Below are 17,811 nucleotides of genomic sequence, written 5' to 3'. Positions count from 1 at the left end.
GCATAATGCTAGATCGCCTTCGTCTTCTGCCGACTGTGATGCTCGTTGCCGCGATGCTGCTCGGGCTCAAGGTCGTCCACCTCATCGGTGGCTTTGGCGATGTGCTGGCCGGACCCGCGCTGGCGAGTTCTGCCGAAGCGCCGGCTGCGCCCAAAGCGGCTGAAGGCGAACATGTGGCACCCGAGGGCGAGGGCGCTTCTCACGGCGCGGGCAAGGGCGCGGACAGCGCCGCCGCCAATGAGGCGGCGCTTGCGACACAGACGCAGCAATTGCACGAGACGAAATTGAGCCCGGCGGAGATTGCCGTTCTTGGCAGCCTCACGGCGCGGCGCGAAGATCTCGACAAGCGGGGCAAGGACCTCGATTTGCGCGAGCAGCTTTTATCGGCTGCGGAAAAGCGCGTCGAGGATCGTATTGCCGAGTTGAAGGCGATCGAGGCGAAGATCAATGGCCAGATCGCCGAGAATGACAAACGCAACGAAGCTCAGATGGCCGATGTCGTCAAAATGTACGAGACGATGAAACCGAAGGAAGCTGCCCGCATTTTCGAGCGGCTCGACATGGGCGTGTTGATCGATGTCGCCAAGCGCATGCAACCCCGCAAGATGTCGGCTGTGCTTGCCGTCATGGACCCGGTTGCGGCTCAGGAGCTGACGGTCGAGCTGGCGACGGGCGACAAATTGCCCGAAATGTCGGACGGGAAGATTGTCGCGCCGAAGGCCGCCAATGCTCCCGCAGCCGCACCGCAGGCCGCCGCGCCGGTCGGGGCCGGCCAGCCGGGCTGAAAACCGCGCATTCGTGGCAGATCGACCGGCTTTTCCGCCGGTGGCCTTAGACGTCTCTTAACCCCATCCACCTAGACTTGAGCGGCAAACCGCTTGCGATCGGGCAAGCGTCGCGGTGGCGCCTGTTTGCGCCCCCGCGCAAGAGATTTGAGCGAGTGACAAACGTGGTCGATGCCGGGCGGCATGATCTGGAACGGCGGGCGCCTGCGCGCCATGTCGACGGCTGGATGCTGCATTGCGTGCGCATGCTGGCCGCAGCATTTTTTCTCGTCGTTTCCATCGGCATCAGCGCCTTGCCCGCCAATGCGGCGACCAAGGTCGGGACCGCGCTTTCCGAGCAGGGCGGTTATGGCCGCATCGTCTTTACCTGGCCGGGTGGCGTGCCACGTCACACGCAGTCGATGGTCGCCGGTGTTCTGGTCGTCAAATTCGACGCGCCGTTTTCAATCGACCTCAACGAGTTCCTGCGTCAGATGCCCAATACGGTCGGGCTTGCGCGGCAGGATGCCGACGGAAAGACGCTCCGGCTTGGCCTCAAATTCGAATACTGGATGAATGTCCGCGAGGCGGAGAATTCGCTTTACGTCGATTTGTTGCCCTCGACCTGGGCCGGTGCGCCGCCGCCGCTGCCTGCCGATGTGCTTGCGCGCCTCGCCGCCGCCGCCGAAGCGAAGGCGAAAGCGGCTGCTGAAGCAAAGCTCGCCAAGGAAATGGGTGTCATCGATCCGACCGCGCCGCCGCCGGCGCTTGTCGTTCGGGTCGGGCGCCATGATGGCATCACGCGTCTCGTTTTCGACTGGAACCAGCCGGTTCTTTATTCGATTGCCCAGCAAGAGGGCAGCGCAACCATCACTTTCGACCGCAGCGCCAAAGTGGCACTCGCTCCTATTCGCGTCGATCCGCCGCCCTATCTGCAAACCATCAGCGCACGTGAACGCGATGGCCGCCTGTCTATTTTCATGAAGCTCAAATCCGGCGTCACTGTGTCGGACTTCCGCGAAGACCTCGGTGTCGTTCTCGATTTGAAACCAGCGCAAGCAGCCTTGACCGAAGTCGTGGAGCCGGAAAAGGCGGCCGCTACCGCACCGAAAGCCGAAGAGCCTGTGGCGCCGCCGAAAGAAACGGCTGCAGCGCAACCGCCGAGCGAGCACACCCCGAAGTCGATCACGCCTCCTGCTGCTGAACAGGCCCAAGTTGCACCCGAGCCGGTGCAGGCGGCAGAGAAAACGCCGGTCGCCCCGCAAGTGGCGCCGGAAACCAAGGTTGCCGAGGCAGTTGGCGCGCCGCTCAAGGTTGAAGCGCAGAACGCGAATGGACGTCTTGATCTTTTGTTTCCCTGGAGGGAGGCGACGGGCGCTGCGGTTTTCGTGCGCTCGAATACTTTGTGGATCGTCTTCGACCATCAGGCTCCGCTCGATCTCACCGCCATCGATCCCGCTGTGCTGAAAGAAATCGGCGCGCCCACAGTTGTGGATGTCGAGAAAGGCACGGCGCTTGCCATTCCTCTGAAGGGGGCTCGCTTGCTTGCCGGTGCGGCTGAAGATGGTACGGCATGGCGCATTTCACTTGCGGATACGTTGACCAGCACGGGGCGCTCCATCTCGCTGACGCGAAGCTGGAGCGAATCCGGCGAGGGCGTCGTCTCTCTCGATCTTTCAGGCGCGCGCGACATATTGAAAATTCGTGATCCGCTGGTTCGCGACACTCTGATGGTCGCCACGGCGCGCGGAACGATCCAGTCGGTGCAAGCGTCGCGCAGTTTCGTCGAGTTTCAGGCGCTGCAGACGACGCAAGGCGTGGCTATCGTGCGGATCGCCGACGATCTCAATGTCGCGGCTGCCCCCGATGCCGTCGTCATTTCGCGGCATGATGGATTGACCTTGTCCGCCGATAATGACGGCACACCGACGTCGTTGGTGCGGGGTGTGGCAGCCAGGTCGCCAGCCGCCACGGATTTTCCGGCATGGCGCGGTAGCGGCAGGTTCATTGTGAACCGGCAGGAGCATCTGAAGAACATTCTGGCGGCCACGGCCGACGAGCAGGCCGCAGCGCGGGTTGCTTATGCTCGATTTCTTCTGGCGAACGGGATCGGGCCTGAAGCGCTGACGCAGCTTGATATGGCCTCGAACGAAGAAAAGAAGCTTGAGAACGACCCGGCATTTCGTGCGCTGCGCGGAATAGGCGAGGTGATGGCGGATCGCCATGCGCAGGCCATTTCCGATCTCTCGACCAGTTCGCTTGAGATGGACCCGAATGCGGCGGTCTGGCGCGGTCTGGCGCGGGCGTCGCTTGGCCAGATGGATGCGGCGCTCAAGGATTTCAATTTCGGCAATACGGCGATAGATGCGCTCGATCCGGCTCTCGCTCAAAAAGTGCATCTGAAGGCAGCGGAAGCCGCGCTTGCAATGAAGGATGTCGCCAGTGCCCGCGGATATCTTGCGCATTTGCCTGCCGTGATCGCGGATCGGGGCACACGCGCGCAGTCGCTGGTCTTGCAGGCGGAATTGCTCGGCGCTCTCGACAAGCCAGCCGAGGCCGTCGCCCTTTATGATAAGGCGATTGCGGAAGGTGATCGTGGTGCCACGGTTCGCGCGCGATTTGAAAAGGCAGTGCTTCTCAACAAGACCGGCAAGCTCAGCAACGACAAGTTGATAGATGAGCTCAACCGGTTGCGCATGGCCTGGCGCGGCGACGATCTGGAGCGGCGTATTCTGTCCAAGCTGGCGGAGCTTCAGCTCGCGAAAGGCAATGTCGTCGAGGCGCTGGGCGCGATGCGTGTCGCGACCATCAATTTCCCCGATAGCGACGATGCGCGAGCGATGGGCGCGCAGATGCCGGATATTTTCGCGGATTATTTCATCGGACCGGGCGCCAAAAATCTTACGGCGGTGCAGGCGCTTGCCTTTTATTACAACTTCCAGGATCTGACGCCGATCGGGCAGAAGGGGGACGAGCTTATTCGTCATCTCGCTGAACGGCTGGTGTCGATCGATTTGCTTGCGCAGGCTGAAGTTCTTCTGCGCTATCAGGTCGAGCAGCGCCTTTATGGCAGCGTCGCCAAGGCGCAGGTGGCGGCACGTCTCGCTGGCGTTTATCTGCTGGATGAAAAGCCGAATGAAGCCTTGCAGATCATTCGTGCGACGGCGCAGAACCAGTTGCCCGAAGAGCTTGGCCGCCAGCGCCAGTTGATCGAAGCGCGCGCGCTGGCCTCGCTCAAGCAATATGACCTGTCTCTCGATCTTCTGTCGGAGATGACCGGAGAGCAGGCCGAAAGGCTTCGGGCCGATGTAATGTGGGAGGCGCAGCGCTGGGACGAAGCCGGTCAGGCGGCGCAAGCTCTCGCGGAGAAGGGCAATATCAGCGCGAAGCCTGACAAGGAACTGCCCGCGAATGTGCGTTTCGATGTGATGCGGGCTGCCATCGCCTATTCATTTGCGACGGATGAGGAAGGGCTTTCGCGTCTGCGCGCTACCTTTGGCGACCGCATGGCCCATACGCCCGATGCGAGCGCCTTTGCCGTCGTCAGCGATCCGATCGAGAGATCGGGCGTTGCCTTTCGCGAGTTGGCGAGCCGCATTGCTGCGGTCAATATGATAGAGCGTTTTGTTTCCACGCTGAAGACGGACGATGCACCGCCTGCCGCTCCGGCAAAGGCGGCCAATGCAAATGTCGCCTCGCCGGTTGCCGTCAACTGAGCAGCCTGACCTGATCGGGCAGGCCGCAGACGATACGCCTCGTCAGGTGCCGAAGCTTTGGACCAGACTGCCTGCGATCAAGCTCCAGCCATCGACCAGCACGAAGAAAATCAGCTTGAACGGTAGCGAGATCGTGACCGGCGGCAGCATCATCATGCCCATCGACATCAGAACGGATGCGACGACCATGTCGATGACGACGAAGGGCAGGAAGATCAGGAAGCCGATTTCAAAGGCGCGGCGCAATTCGCTCAGCATGAAGGCCGGCACGACAACCTGAAGCGGTAGGTCTTTGGCTTCTTGCGCTTTGGGCATCTTCGAAAGATCGACGAAGAGTTTCAGGTCCTGCTTGCGGACTTGCGTGAGCATGAAGCCCTTGAAGGGCTCTGCGGTTTTCGTGAAGGCCTCGCTCAGTTCGATCTGCTTGTTCATCAGCGGCTCGATGCCGTCGTGATAGGCCTTGGTGAAGGTCGGCGTCATTACGAAAGCAGTGAGGAAGAGCGCCAGGCTGATCAGCACGGAGTTCGGCGGCGATTGCTGCGTGCCGATGGCGGTGCGCAGGAGCGACAGCACGACGACGATGCGGACGAACGACGTCACCATGATGAAGATCGACGGCGCGAGGCTCAGCACCGTGATCAGCGCGACGAGCTGGACGACGTGATCGGTCAGGCCGAAATTATCGGCGAGGTCGACCTTGATGGTGTCGGCAAGGGCAGGGCCGGTGATGGCGAAGGCGACGAATGCGCCTGCGATTCCGGCCAGAAGCGGCAACCGGCGCAACATCATGTGGAGGGTACGGTTCACGCGCGGCGCTCCTTGATGAAGTCGACTATTTTCTGGAACTGAAGCGGGGGCGTGGCGCGTGCCACATTCGTCGCTTCCGTTGCGGGCTCGACAGCCGGCGCTTCAATGCCCGCTTCAATCAGCAAATCCCGTTCGCCGCCGAGCAGCACGAGGTGCTCGCGGTCGTCGCGCCGAATGAGAACGAGGCGATGTTTGGCGTCGACGACTTTTACTTCGACGATGGCGAGACGCTTCTGGCCGCCTGTCGATGTGATGCCGCCTGTCGCCAGGCCGAGGCGTTTGGCGACGTAAGCGCAAAGCCCGATCAGCCCGATGATGAAGGCCAGAGAGGCGATGAAGCGTAGAATTTCTGTGACTTCCATGCGTGTGCCCGAAACGCGCGGCGTCCCAAGACGGGGCGCCTATGGGGCATAATTTGCCGAGTCATGCTTAATGCCCGGTTAAGAGCCGCATAAAAGCTCGTTTTTGGTGGTTAGCCCTTTGTTACGTCACTAGGTCAATTTTGCCGCCGTTAGGATGATCTTAACCCTGCCTGCCGAATATCAGCCTGCCGCCAAGGAATGCGTGGCCCTGAACTGACTTCGTGAGACAGCCGCTCAGTACCCAGAAGGGACGGGCAGAGGTCTTCAAAATGGGCACATGACCATGTCGATCGGCGATCTCCCCATCTTCTCGATGATGAAGCAGCGCCTCCATTGGCTCACAGAGCGCCAACAGGTGCTTGCGCAGAATGTTGCCAACGCAAATACGCCCGGATACGAGGCAAAAGATCTCAAGGAACTGGATTTCGGCGCGATGGTCGATGCGAGCGGACCCAAGCTCGCGCCCGTCGCCACGAATGCCGGTCATATCGGCAGTCCGATTGCGGGCTCCGGCGCAGGGCTCGACTTCGGTCGTGCGCGTGGCGGCCAGATCGTCAAGACGCCGGATTTTGAAACATCGCCGAACGGTAACTCGGTGACGCTTGAAGACCAGATGGTCAAGGTTGCCCAAACGCAGATGGATTACGAGGCGGTCACGACGCTCTATTCGAAGGGCCTTGGCCTCGTTCGTATCGCCCTCGGCCGATAAGCGAAGGAAATCACAATGAGCGCCATGGATCTCGTCAAGTCGATGATGGTTGCCGCCTCGGGCCTGAAAGCCCAGAGCGGCCGTATGCGCATCATCGCCGAAAATATCGCCAATGCGGATTCGACCGGCAAGACGGCAGGGGCCGATCCCTATCGCCGCAAGATTCCGACATTTCAGGATCGCCTCGACCGCACGATTGGCGCCGACACGGTGCAGCTTGGGCGGCCCATGCTCGACCAGTCCGAGTTTCAGTTGAAATATATGCCCGGACATCCGGCGGCGGACGCCAATGGCTATGTCAAGACGCCGAACGTCAACGGCCTTGTCGAAGCGGTCGATATGCGCGAGGCGCAGCGCAGCTATGAAGCCAACCTCAATCTCATTCAGGCTTCGCGGCGCATGATCTCGCAGACCATCGAAATTTTGAAGAAATAACGGGCTCAGGGGTTAGACCATTATGGCCATTCCAGCAGTTGCATTGAATGCATATGCCCAGGCAGCGAGCATGGGCGGGGGAACAGGCGCGGCGCAGGCAAGTTCGCTCAAGGAAGGGGCGAGCGGCAGCTTCGGCGACTTCCTCCAGAAGGCGGTCAACGAGACGGTCAACTCCGGCAAGGCGAGCGAACACCAGATGGCCGCATCCGCCGCCAGCAAGGATGGAAGCATCGTCGACGTGGTGACGGCGGTTGCCGAGGCCGAGACGACGCTGCAGACGGTCGTCGCCGTTCGCGACAAGGTTATCGCTGCCTATCAGGACATTATCCGCATGCCGATCTGATCGGCGAGGCGTGCAGCAGCAAATAGATTTTTTGGGACAGAACGAAGATGACCGGACCTGAAGTGGTCGATGTGGCGCGGCAGAGCATCTATGTGATGCTCCAGATTTCCGCGCCTATGATGATTGTGGCGCTGGTCGTCGGCATCGTGATCGCGCTTTTGCAGGCGCTGACGCAGGTGCAGGAAATGACCTTGGTTTTCGTGCCGAAGATCGTTGCCATCTTCGTCGTCCTGCTTCTGGCTCTGCCTTTCATGGGGCAGGCCATGCAGGGCTACATGAACCTCATCGCGCAAAAGATCGTCGCGGGCTGACGCCGGGAAGATGGCAGGGAGGCGCGCATGATCAGTATCGAATTGCTACCGCAAACCGCCTTCGTGTTCATGCTCGTCTTTTCGCGACTTGGATCGATGGTCATGCTTATGCCCGCCATCGGCGAAGTGTCGGTGCCCGCACAGGTTCGCCTTCTCCTCGCGCTCGTTCTTTCCGCCGTGATGTTTCCGCTGGTCTCCGACAGCTATTCCGCGATCCCGCCGACCGTTCCCGGCCTCGCCATGGCCGTCATTTACGAGGTGCTGATCGGCATCTTCGTCGGCATGTCCGCCAAGCTCATCATGAGCGCGTTGCATGTCGCCGGTAATATCATCGCCCTGCAGACCGGGCTTGCCTTTGCGCAGAACGTCGATCCGACGCAAGGCACGCAAAGCGCCATTCTTGCGACATTTCTTTCGATGCTTGCCGTCACGCTCATATTCGCGACCGATATGCATCACCTGCTGATTGCCGCCATGCGCGACAGTTACGTGCTCTTCAAGCCCGGTGAAATTCTGCCGGTGGGCGACTTTCTGCAAATGGCCGTGAAGGTTACATCGGGCGCATTCACGCTCGGCGTGCAGCTTTCGGCTCCTTTCGTCGTCTTCGGCCTCGTCTTCTATATCGGGATCGGCCTGCTTTCGAAGCTCATGCCGCAGATCCAGATTTTCTTCATCGCCATGCCCGCCAATATCGGCCTTGGCTTCGCACTTCTGTTCCTGATCCTCGGCGCCATGATGACTTGGTTCCTGCAGGGCTTTGAGCAGACGATGTCGATGTTCGTTCAGTGACGCAGGAAAAATAGCGCCATGTCCGAACAGAACGACTCGGAAAAAACAGAAGAACCGACCGGGCGAAAACTAGAAAAGGCGCAGGAAGACGGCGACGTCGTCAAGAGTCAGGAAATCAATTACTGGTTCGTGATGATGGGCGGCGCCATGGCCGTCGGCCTTATGGGCCCTTCGCTTGCAACGACGATGATGGACACGCTGAAGGTGTTCCTCGCCTCGCCGCAGGATATCCCGATGGACCGCGATCATTTGCGCGGCGTCATCCTGCATGTGGGAATGGTCGTATTCGGCGCCATGGCGATGCCGCTTGGCGTGCTCGTCATTTCGGCCATCGTCGGTAATATCGTTCAGCACGCGCCGGTGTTCACGGCCAAGAACATGAAGCCATCCTTTTCGAAGCTGTCGCCGGTCAAAGGCCTGAAGCGACTGTTCGGCGCGAAGAGCTTGATGAATCTCTTCAAGAGCGTCGTCAAATTCGCCGTCGTCGGCGCCGTCGTTTTCTGGCTTGTCTGGCCGGAGCGCGACCGGCTTCCCATGATGATGACATGGGACGTCGCGCTGCTGCTGCCGCTCGTTCGTTCGCTTGCGCTGAAGATGTTTGGCGGCGTGATCGCGGTGATGACCGTGGTTGCCGCTCTCGACTATCTCTTCGAGCGCTTCCAGTGGATGAAGAAGCAGCGGATGTCGATCCAGGAAATCAAGGACGAACACAAGCAGATGGAAGGCGACCCGAAGGTCAAGGCGAAGCTGCGCCAGTTGCGCATCGAGCGTGGCCGTCGCCGCATGATGGCCGAAGTCCCCAAGGCTAGTGTCGTCATCATGAACCCGACCCATTATGCCGTCGCGCTGAAATACGAAAAAGGCATGGGTGCACCGGTCTGCGTTGCCAAAGGCGTCGATGCCGTGGCTCTGCGCATTCGTGGGCTGGCGGAGGAGAGCGGGGTGCCGGTCATCGTCAATCCGCCGCTCGCTCGCGCGCTTCATGCGTCGGTCGATCTCGATCAGGAAGTGCCGCCTGAGCACTACAAGGCGGTCGCCGAGGTCATTGGCTATGTCATGCGTCTTAAGGCTAAAATCGGTCGGCGCAGTCGAGCTTGATGATTCTCCCGTTATCGCAATCGAAAAACGTCATTCGGTGGGCGGAGCGGGTGACGGCGAGGCTGGCGCGGGACGGCTTTGGGGGCATTGCCGATGAGTGACATGCCGGTGGAATTGTTGGACACCCTTGAGCCAGAAAAACCGAAGGAACAGGCATCGCCCTTGTCGCGGCGGCGGGCGATCGTGCTTGCCAGCATTGCCATCGTGATCGGCGCGACGTTGCTGGATGCCTTTAATGTCCAGGCCTTCGGCACAAGCGGCGCGCTGACTGTTCTCGGCGTGCTGATCGCGGCCATCGTGATGCTTTTCGGTCTTAGCTCCACGCTGGGGCAGGATCTGTCGCGCACTCATGCGGCTGCGGGCGAGGCGCTCGATACACTTCCCGATCCTTGCTATGTGACCGACCGGCGCGGCGCCGTGCTTTTTGCCAATGCGGCTTACCGCAACCTGTTCGGCGTGGTGAATGCCGATCGTCCGGTGCCGCTCGAGCGGTTGCTGGCGGGGCATGAGAGTTTGGCTGAGGCCGTCTTCCGGCTGGCTCAGGCCGCGCGGACGGGATTTGCCTCTGAAGAAGATATCCGGTTTGCACCGCGCCCCGGCGTGCTTGAGCGCGTCTATAAAGTTGTCGTGCGGCCCCTGAGCGGGCAGGCGGGCGGGGCGGTCTGGTTGCTGCGCGACCTCACTGTCGAGCGCGAGCGTGTCGAAGTGGCCGAGCAGGGGTGGCAACGCGTGTTGTCGTTTCTATCGGCGACACCTTTCGGCTTTTACGCGACGAAGCCGAATGGTGAGATCTCTTTCGTCAATGCGAAGCTTGCCGGATGGCTCGGTATTGAATCCGGCCGCTCGCCCGGCGGACGCGGGTCGCTTTCCGATTTTGCGGTCGGCGACATTGGCGGGCTTGCCAGAGCTTCGGATTTCGAGGGCACGGTTATCGTCGATGCCGATCTGCGCAGTGCGGATGGGCGCATTTTTCCGGTTCGTATCGTGCAAACGCTGGTGCCGGGCGGGCCGGGGCGCGAATTGGCGAATTGGGGCATCGTTCTCGACCGCACAACGGGCGACAAGGCAGAAGAGACGGCGCGCGATGCCGAGATGCGTTTTGCGCGCTTCTTCAACAATGCGCCGATCGGCATTGCGACCGTGGATAGCGAAGGCCGCATCGACAATGCCAACAGCGCCTTTCTCGCCTATGTGGGCGAGCGCGTGGAGCGCGGCGTCAAGCTTGCCGATCTCGTGGTCGAAGATGATCGCGCCGGTGTCGTGGACATTCTGGCGAAGTCGCGTGCCGGGCGGCTTGCCGGCCCGGCGACCGAGGTGCGGCTCGTCAATCGTTCGGAGCGGGTGGGGCTTCTTTATGTCAGCCGCGTCGATATGGATGAGGGCGCAAGCTCGACCGTTGCCTATCTCATCGATGCGACGGAGCAGAAGTCGCTCGAGTTGCAATTTGCGCAATCCCAGAAGATGCAGGCGATCGGCCAGCTTGCTGGCGGCGTCGCGCATGACTTCAACAATCTGCTGACCGCCATTATCGGCTTTTGCGATCTGTTGCTTGCGCGCCATCAGGCGGGCGACCCGTCTTTTGCCGATGTCATGCAGATCAAGCAGAACGCCAACCGCGCGGCGAACCTGACGCGCCAGCTTCTCGCTTTCTCGCGTCGCCAGACCTTGCGGCCGAAGGTTCTCTCGCTCACCGATGCGCTCGCCGAGTTGCAGAACCTGCTGTCGCGTCTGCTGACTGAAAAGGTTGAGCTCAAGATCGTTCATGGCCGCGACCTTGGATTGGTCAAGGTCGATCAGAACCAACTTGAACAGGTCATCATGAATCTCGCCGTCAATGCGCGAGACGCGATGCCGGAAGGCGGCAAGCTGACGATCCGCACCGCCAATGTGTCTGAAGAGGACTCACGCGCGCTTGACCACGCCCTGATGCCGCCCGCCGATTATCTGCTTATCGAAGTCGCGGATACGGGCAGCGGCATTCCGAAGGAAAATCTCAGCAAGATTTTCGAACCCTTCTACACGACGAAAGATCCGAGCAAGGGCACGGGTCTTGGCCTCTCGACCGTTTACGGCATCGTCAAGCAGACGGGCGGCTTCATCTTCCCCTATTCGACGGTCGGCAAGGGCACGACCTTCCGCATCTATCTGCCGCGCTATTTCGAAACGCCTGCCGAGGCCAAGGCCGAAGCGGAAGCCGTGGCGGCTGCGACCGCTGCCGAGCCGACCGACCTTACCGGCAAGGGCACGATCCTGCTGGTCGAGGACGAGGACGCCGTGCGCACCTTCGCCGCCCGGGCGCTTGCCACGCGCGGCTATGATGTTCTGCAGGCTGAAAGCGGGGAGGCGGCGCTCGCCATTGTCGACAGCTTCAAGGGCCAGATCGACCTCATCGTTTCAGACGTCGTCATGCCGAACATGGACGGGCCGACGCTGATCAAGGAACTGGCGGGCCGTTTGCCGGGCGTCAAAATCATCTTCGTCTCGGGCTATGCGGAGGATGCTTTCGCCAAAAGCCTCGACCCCACGCAGGAATTCCACTTCCTGCCGAAGCCCTTCTCGCTGAAGCAGCTCGCCGCCGCGGTCAAGGAAGTGATGAACGCCGGTTAGCGATTCCCTGACCGGGGTGGCGTCAGGCGCGACTTTTGACGAACGTCAGTGGAACATGATTGGAATTGTCGTTTAAAATCAAATATTTAAGTTTTTTCTTGTCATAGAGAACAAAGCCGGTACATTGATGCTTAATTGCCTCGGCACAGCCAGCATGAAATAAGGGGAACCGGATGTCGAAGAACGTCGTACAGCTTTCAGATAAGGGCGATAAAGGCGATATGGACAAGCAGAAAGCCCTTGAAGCTGCGCTCAGCCAGATTGAGCGCTCGTTCGGTAAGGGCTCCATCATGCGGCTCGGCAAGAACGAGCAGATGGTTGAGATCGAGTCGATTTCGACCGGTTCTCTCGGCCTTGATATTGCACTTGGCATCGGCGGCTTGCCGCGCGGTCGCGTGATCGAAATTTACGGCCCAGAATCTTCCGGCAAGACGACGCTCGCCCTGCAGACCATTGCAGAAGCCCAGAAGAAGGGTGGCGTTTGCGCCTTCATCGATGCGGAACACGCACTCGACCCCATTTATGCCCGCAAGCTCGGCGTTGCGCTGGACGATCTGCTGATTTCCCAGCCCGATACCGGCGAGCAGGCGCTTGAGATCTGCGACACGCTGGTGCGTTCGGGCGCGGTTGACGTTCTGGTGGTGGACAGCGTCGCGGCGCTGACGCCCAAGGCCGAGCTTGATGGCGAGATGGGCGACAGCCTGCCGGGCCTTCAGGCGCGCCTGATGAGCCAGGCGCTGCGCAAGCTCACGGGTTCGATTTCGAAGTCGAACACGATGGTCATTTTCATCAACCAGATTCGCATGAAGATTGGCGTCATGTTCGGCAGCCCCGAAACGACGACGGGCGGCAATGCGCTGAAGTTCTATGCCTCCGTGCGTCTCGATATTCGCCGCATCGGCGCGATCAAGGATCGCGAAGAGGTTGTCGGCAACCAGACCCGCGTCAAAGTGGTCAAGAACAAGGTCGCGCCGCCCTTTAAGCAGGTTGAATTCGACATCATGTATGGCGAAGGCATCTCGAAGATGGGCGAGCTTGTGGACCTTGGCGTCAAGGCGGGCATTGTCGAGAAGTCCGGTTCCTGGTTCTCCTATAACAGCACGCGCATCGGTCAGGGCCGCGAGAATGCCAAGACGTTCCTGAGAGAGAATCCGGAAATGGCCGCGGAGATCGAAAAATCCATTCGCGCCAATGCGGGCCTTATTGCCGAGCAGATTCTTCAGGGTTCGCCTGAGCCCGATAGCGACGATGACGATATTGAAGCGACTGCCTGAACTTACTGATTTCTCAAGTTTCTCTACCTGAAGTGCAAGACGCGGCGCCGGGGACCCCACCGGCGCCGTTTTGCCGTTTGGGCCCTATCTTATGGCTTCCTAGACAGGGGGCGGGGCGAACGGTAAAAGCTGGAACGGTTTTAACTTTTCCGGGCATATCCCATCTAAAAACAGGGCTATGCGTCCCGGAAGTGCAGACGTGTTTTGAAGCGAGACGACGGAATGGCCGGCCTCAACGAGATCCGCAGCAAGTATCTGGAGTTCTTCGGGAAGAACGGACACGAGATCGTGCCTTCAGGCCCGCTCGTGCCGACCAACGACCCGACGCTGCTGTTCACCAATGCGGGGATGGTGCCGTTCAAGAATGTCTTCACCGGACAGGAAAAACGGCCATATGTGCGCGCGACCTCGGCGCAGAAATGCGTGCGCGCGGGCGGCAAGCATAACGACCTCGACAATGTCGGCTATACGGCGCGCCATCACACCTTCTTCGAGATGCTCGGCAATTTCTCCTTCGGCGATTATTTCAAGCCCGATGCGATCGAGTTTGCCTGGACGCTGATCACCAAGGAATTCGGCCTCCCGAAAGACCGGCTGCTTGCGACCGTCTATATCGACGATGACGAGGCGCATGGGCTGTGGAAGAAGATTGCCGGACTTTCGGACGATCGCATCATTCGCATTCCGACGGCGGATAACTTCTGGTCGATGGGCGAGACCGGTCCTTGCGGCCCGTGTTCGGAAATCTTCTTCGATCATGGACCGAAAATTCCGGGCGGCCCTCCCGGCAGCGCCGATCAGGATGGCGATCGTTTCATCGAGATCTGGAATCTCGTCTTCATGCAATATGAGCAGATCGCCGAAGGCGATCGCCGCGAGTTGCCGAAGCCGTCGATCGACACGGGCATGGGCCTTGAGCGCATGGCCGCCGTGCTTCAGGGCACGCATGACAATTACGCGACCGACGTCATGCGCGCGCTCATTGTGGCAAGCGCTGAAGCTTCGCGCACTGATCCCGATGGCGCGCATGCCGTCAGTCATCGTGTCATCGCCGATCACTTGCGCGCGAGCTGTTTCCTGATTGCCGATGGCGTCATGCCGTCGAATGAAGGGCGCGGCTATGTGCTGCGTCGTATCATGCGCCGCGCCATGCGCCACGCGCAGTTGCTCGGCGTTTCCGAGCCGCTGATGTGGAAGCTCGTGCCCGCGCTGGTGCGACAGATGGGCGATGCCTATCCCGAGCTTCGCCGCGCCGAGGCGCTTGTCACTGAAACACTGAAGCTTGAAGAGCGCCGCTTCCGCGAGACGCTGGTGCGCGGCCTCAAACTGCTTGATGAAGAGCTCGACAGGATCGGCGATGCGAAGGTGCTCCCCGGCGATGTCGCCTTCCGTCTCTACGATACTTACGGCTTTCCTCTCGATCTGACGCAGGACGCGCTGCGCCCCAAGGGCATTCAGGTCGAGCAGGCGGGTTTCGATACTGCGATGGAGCGTCAGCGCGCGGATGCGCGCAAGGCGTGGTCGGGCTCTGGCCAGAAGGCGACGGAAACCGTCTGGTTCGAGCTGCGCGAAAAGCTCGGCGCGACCGAATTCCTCGGTTATGAAACCGAAAATGCCGAGGGCAAGATTGTCGGCATCATTGTCGATGGGGCATCGGTCGATAAGGCCGAGGCTGGCCAGGAAGCGGCCATCATCACCAACCAGACGCCTTTCTACGGCGAGTCCGGCGGTCAGGTCGGCGATTCGGGTGTGCTTTTTTCGGGCACCGGCGCGGAGTTCCCTGTTTCAGACACGCTGAAGAAGCTCGGCGACATGGTCGTGCATTTCGGCAAGCTTGCGCGCGGCTCGCTCAAGCTCGGCGATATTGTCGAGATGAAGGTCGATAGCGCCCGGCGTACAGCGACGCGCGCCAATCATTCGGCGACGCATTTGCTGCATGAGGCGCTGCGCCGCGTACTTGGACCGCATGTCACGCAGAAGGGCTCGATGGTTGCGCCCGAGCGTCTGCGTTTCGACTTCAGCCATCCAAAGCCGATGACGGCAGAGGAAATCTCCCGCGTTGAAGACATCGTCAATCGGATCATCCGCCAGAACCAGGATGTGATGACGCGGTTGATGACGCCCAATGAGGCGATCGAGGCGGGTGCTCTCGCGCTTTTCGGCGAGAAATATGGAGACGAAGTGCGCGTGCTCTCGATGGGTCTGAATGACGGCGACGACGGTGACGGCAAGACCTATTCGGTCGAGCTTTGCGGCGGCACGCATGTGCGCCGCGTCGGCGACATCGCGATTTTCAAGATCGTCAGCGAAAGCGCGGTCGCCTCGGGTGTCCGCCGCATCGAAGCGCTGACGGGCGAGGGCGCGCGGCGTTATCTGATTGAGCAGGACCGGTTGGTGAAAGAGGCGGCTGGTGCGCTTAAAATCGCGGCCGAGGATTTGCCCGAACGCGTTATCTCCCTGATGGAAGAGCGCAAGCGTCTTGAGCGCGAGTTGAACGACGCGAAGAAGAAACTCGCCATGGGCGGGGGATCTGCATCGGCGGAGGCCACGCCTGCGCAAAGCATTGGCGGCGTCAATATCGTTGCGCGCGTTCTCAATGGCGTGAACCCGAAAGACCTTCGCGGGCTCATCGATGAAGCAAAGCAGCAGATCGGCTCCGGCGTCGTAGCCCTTGTTGCAGTGAGCGAAGACGGCAAGGGCGCTATCGCCGTTGGCGTCACGGCTGATCTGACGGCGCGCTTCAATGCGGTCGATCTGGTCAAGGCCGGTTCAGGCGCGATGGGTGGGGCAGGCGGCGGCGGACGGCCCGATATGGCGCAAGCCGGCGGACCGGATGGCGTGAAGGCCGAAGCGGCGCTGGACGCGGTGAAGGCCGCACTGGCAGCGGTTGCCGCCTGAGGCAAGCCGTCTCGGGTTAACCGGGAGCGTGGCATGGCGTAGGGCGCGGGCGATCCCGCCATTCACGGCGTCGCGGAAGCATTGCCGCTTGATGATCGCTACTGGCTTTCCGATTACATGCCGGAGCTGATTGCCGTTGAGCGCCGCCGCTATCCATCTATGGAGGCGATTTGCGCGGGCACCGGCGGGCGCTGCGAGCGTCTATCCCCGAACGCCTGCTCAATCCGCAGGTGCGGGCTTTGCAATCCGCCTGAGGTTTTGTGGAGAAGGGCGTGCAGGAGCGTTTCGCAGCGACGCTCTCTGTCGATCTCAAGTCAGACGCATGGGATGCGCGATACGGTGCGTGGCGACAGATGCCTTCATTTGAAGGCTCTCTCTGCACCTCATCACCGGCTGGCCGTCAGAGGCTTAAATCAGCCCTGCTTTGCCAGCGCCTTTGCCAGATTTTCGGCGACCTTGTCGAGGAAGCCTTCCGTCGAAAGCCACTTCTGCTCGGAGCCGACGAGGAGCGCGAGGTCCTTCGTCATGTGGCCGCTCTCGACCGTCGAGACGCAGACCTTCTCCAGCGTATTGGCGAAGTTGGCGAGCGCGGGGTTGTCGTCGAGCTTGGCGCGATGGGTGAGGCCACGCGTCCAGGCGAAGATCGAAGCGATGGAATTCGTCGAGGTCTGCTCGCCGCGCTGGTGGGCGCGGTAGTGCCGTGTCACGGTGCCGTGTGCGGCTTCGGCTTCCATGATCTTGCCATCGGGCGTCAGCAGCACGCTGGTCATCAGGCCGAGCGAGCCGAAGCCCTGCGCGACGGAGTCCGACTGCACGTCGCCATCGTAGTTCTTGCAGGCCCAGACATATCCGCCCGACCATTTCAGCGAAGAGGCGACCATGTCGTCGATGAGGCGGTGCTCATAGACGAGCTTGTTCTTTTCGAAGTCGGCCTGGAATTCCTTCTCGTAGACGTCCTGGAAGATGTCCTTGAAGCGACCGTCATAGGCTTTGAGGATCGTGTTCTTCGTCGAGAGATAGACGGGATATTTCCGGTCGAGGCCGAATTTCAGGCAGGCACGTGCAAAGTCGCGAATCGAATCGTCGAGGTTGTACATGCCGAGCGTGACGCCAGCGCTGGGGAAATCGAAGACGTCATGCTCGATCGTCTCCTTGCCGTCTTCCGATACCCACTTCATCGTGAGCTTGCCCTTGCCGGGCACGAGGAAGTCGGTGGCGCGATACTGGTCGCCGTAGGCGTGGCGCGCGATGACGATGGGCTCGGTCCAGCCGGGCACGAGGCGCGGGATGTTGCGGCAGATGATGGGCTCGCGGAATACCGTGCCGTCCAGAATGTTGCGGATCGTGCCGTTGGGCGACTTCCACATCTTCTTGAGGCCGAATTCCTTAACGCGGGCTTCATCCGGCGTGATGGTCGCGCATTTGACGCCGACGCCGTGCTTCTTGATCGCTTCGGCGGCGTCGACCGTTACCTTGTCGTCGGTGGCGTCGCGATGCTCCATGCCGAGGTCGTAATATTCGATGTCGAGGTCGAGAAAGGGGAAGATCAGCTTGTCCTTGATCATCTTCCAGATGATGCGGGTCATCTCGTAGCCATCAAGATCGACGACAGGATTTTTGACTTTAATCTTGGACATGCAGCTTGGACCCTTCGAGGCGTGAGCAGACGGAAGGTGGGTGTCTCCCTGGCAAAGCAAC

Annotated in this window: 14 protein-coding genes; 11 read left to right on the top strand and 3 right to left on the bottom strand. The window is 60.6% G+C overall.

The window, feature by feature from the left end; all coding sequences use genetic code 11:
* Positions 1–785 (top strand): MotE family protein (locus WA943_RS08805; RefSeq protein WP_424469494.1); only part of this gene is annotated, 785 nt, incomplete at its 5' end.
* Between the two features lie 155 nt (positions 786–940).
* The gene (locus WA943_RS08800) at positions 941–4,480 is read left to right on the top strand and encodes a hypothetical protein (RefSeq protein WP_424469493.1); all 3,540 of its coding nucleotides are present in this window, start codon (positions 941–943) and stop codon (positions 4,478–4,480) included.
* A gap of 42 nt (positions 4,481–4,522) precedes the next feature.
* Here WA943_RS08800 and fliP read toward each other — a convergent pair whose 3' ends face one another.
* Entirely contained in the window at positions 4,523–5,269 is a 747-nt protein-coding gene (gene fliP / locus WA943_RS08795) for a flagellar type III secretion system pore protein FliP (RefSeq protein WP_424469499.1), read from the bottom strand.
* A 14-nt stretch (positions 5,270–5,283) separates the two neighbouring features.
* Positions 5,284–5,649 carry a FliO/MopB family protein gene (locus WA943_RS08790; protein ID WP_424469492.1) on the bottom strand — a complete coding sequence of 122 codons (366 nt, stop codon included), beginning with the start codon at positions 5,647–5,649 and terminating at the stop codon, positions 5,284–5,286.
* A gap of 277 nt (positions 5,650–5,926) precedes the next feature.
* Here WA943_RS08790 and WA943_RS08785 point away from each other — a divergent pair, with 277 nt between their 5' ends.
* The 9 genes from WA943_RS08785 to alaS all read left to right on the top strand — a co-directional run bounded on the left by WA943_RS08785 (position 5,927) and on the right by alaS (position 16,113).
* Entirely contained in the window at positions 5,927–6,358 is a 432-nt protein-coding gene (locus WA943_RS08785) for a flagellar basal body protein (RefSeq protein WP_424469491.1), read from the top strand.
* A gap of 24 nt (positions 6,359–6,382) precedes the next feature.
* Complete coding sequence (gene flgC, locus WA943_RS08780; RefSeq protein ID WP_424469498.1) at positions 6,383–6,793, top strand: flagellar basal body rod protein FlgC; 411 nt, start codon at positions 6,383–6,385, stop codon at positions 6,791–6,793.
* A gap of 70 nt (positions 6,794–6,863) precedes the next feature.
* Positions 6,864–7,136: a flagellar hook-basal body complex protein FliE gene (fliE, locus tag WA943_RS08775; RefSeq protein WP_424469490.1), complete on the top strand. Its 273-nt coding sequence runs from the start codon at positions 6,864–6,866 to the stop codon at positions 7,134–7,136.
* Positions 7,137–7,183: 47 nt separating this feature from the next.
* Positions 7,184–7,447 carry a flagellar biosynthesis protein FliQ gene (fliQ, locus tag WA943_RS08770; protein WP_424469489.1) on the top strand — a complete coding sequence of 88 codons (264 nt, stop codon included), beginning with the start codon at positions 7,184–7,186 and terminating at the stop codon, positions 7,445–7,447.
* Positions 7,448–7,474: 27 nt separating this feature from the next.
* Positions 7,475–8,236, top strand: coding sequence for a flagellar biosynthetic protein FliR (gene fliR / locus WA943_RS08765; protein ID WP_424469488.1), 762 nt, complete (start codon positions 7,475–7,477; stop codon positions 8,234–8,236).
* Between the two features lie 18 nt (positions 8,237–8,254).
* Positions 8,255–9,334, top strand: coding sequence for a flagellar biosynthesis protein FlhB (gene flhB / locus WA943_RS08760; RefSeq protein ID WP_424469487.1), 1,080 nt, complete (start codon positions 8,255–8,257; stop codon positions 9,332–9,334).
* A 93-nt stretch (positions 9,335–9,427) separates the two neighbouring features.
* Complete coding sequence (locus WA943_RS08755; protein ID WP_424469486.1) at positions 9,428–11,941, top strand: ATP-binding protein; 2,514 nt, start codon at positions 9,428–9,430, stop codon at positions 11,939–11,941.
* A gap of 173 nt (positions 11,942–12,114) precedes the next feature.
* A complete protein-coding gene (gene recA / locus WA943_RS08750; RefSeq protein ID WP_424469485.1) occupies positions 12,115–13,215 on the top strand; it encodes a recombinase RecA in 1,101 nt (366 codons plus the stop codon).
* A 222-nt stretch (positions 13,216–13,437) separates the two neighbouring features.
* A complete protein-coding gene (gene alaS, locus WA943_RS08745; RefSeq protein WP_424469484.1) occupies positions 13,438–16,113 on the top strand; it encodes an alanine--tRNA ligase in 2,676 nt (891 codons plus the stop codon).
* Between the two features lie 413 nt (positions 16,114–16,526).
* On the opposite strand, the gene WA943_RS08740 is transcribed toward alaS, so the two are convergent.
* The gene (locus tag WA943_RS08740; protein ID WP_424469483.1) at positions 16,527–17,750 is read right to left on the bottom strand and encodes an NADP-dependent isocitrate dehydrogenase; all 1,224 of its coding nucleotides are present in this window, start codon (positions 17,748–17,750) and stop codon (positions 16,527–16,529) included.
* Positions 17,751–17,811: the final 61 nt, after the last annotated feature.

It is taken from the genome of Parvibaculum sp. (assembly GCF_049651025.1).
GTDB lineage: Bacteria > Pseudomonadota > Alphaproteobacteria > Parvibaculales > Parvibaculaceae > Parvibaculum.
Note: the sequence above shows the minus strand (reverse complement) of the source record. Positions and strands in the feature narration are given on the sequence as shown.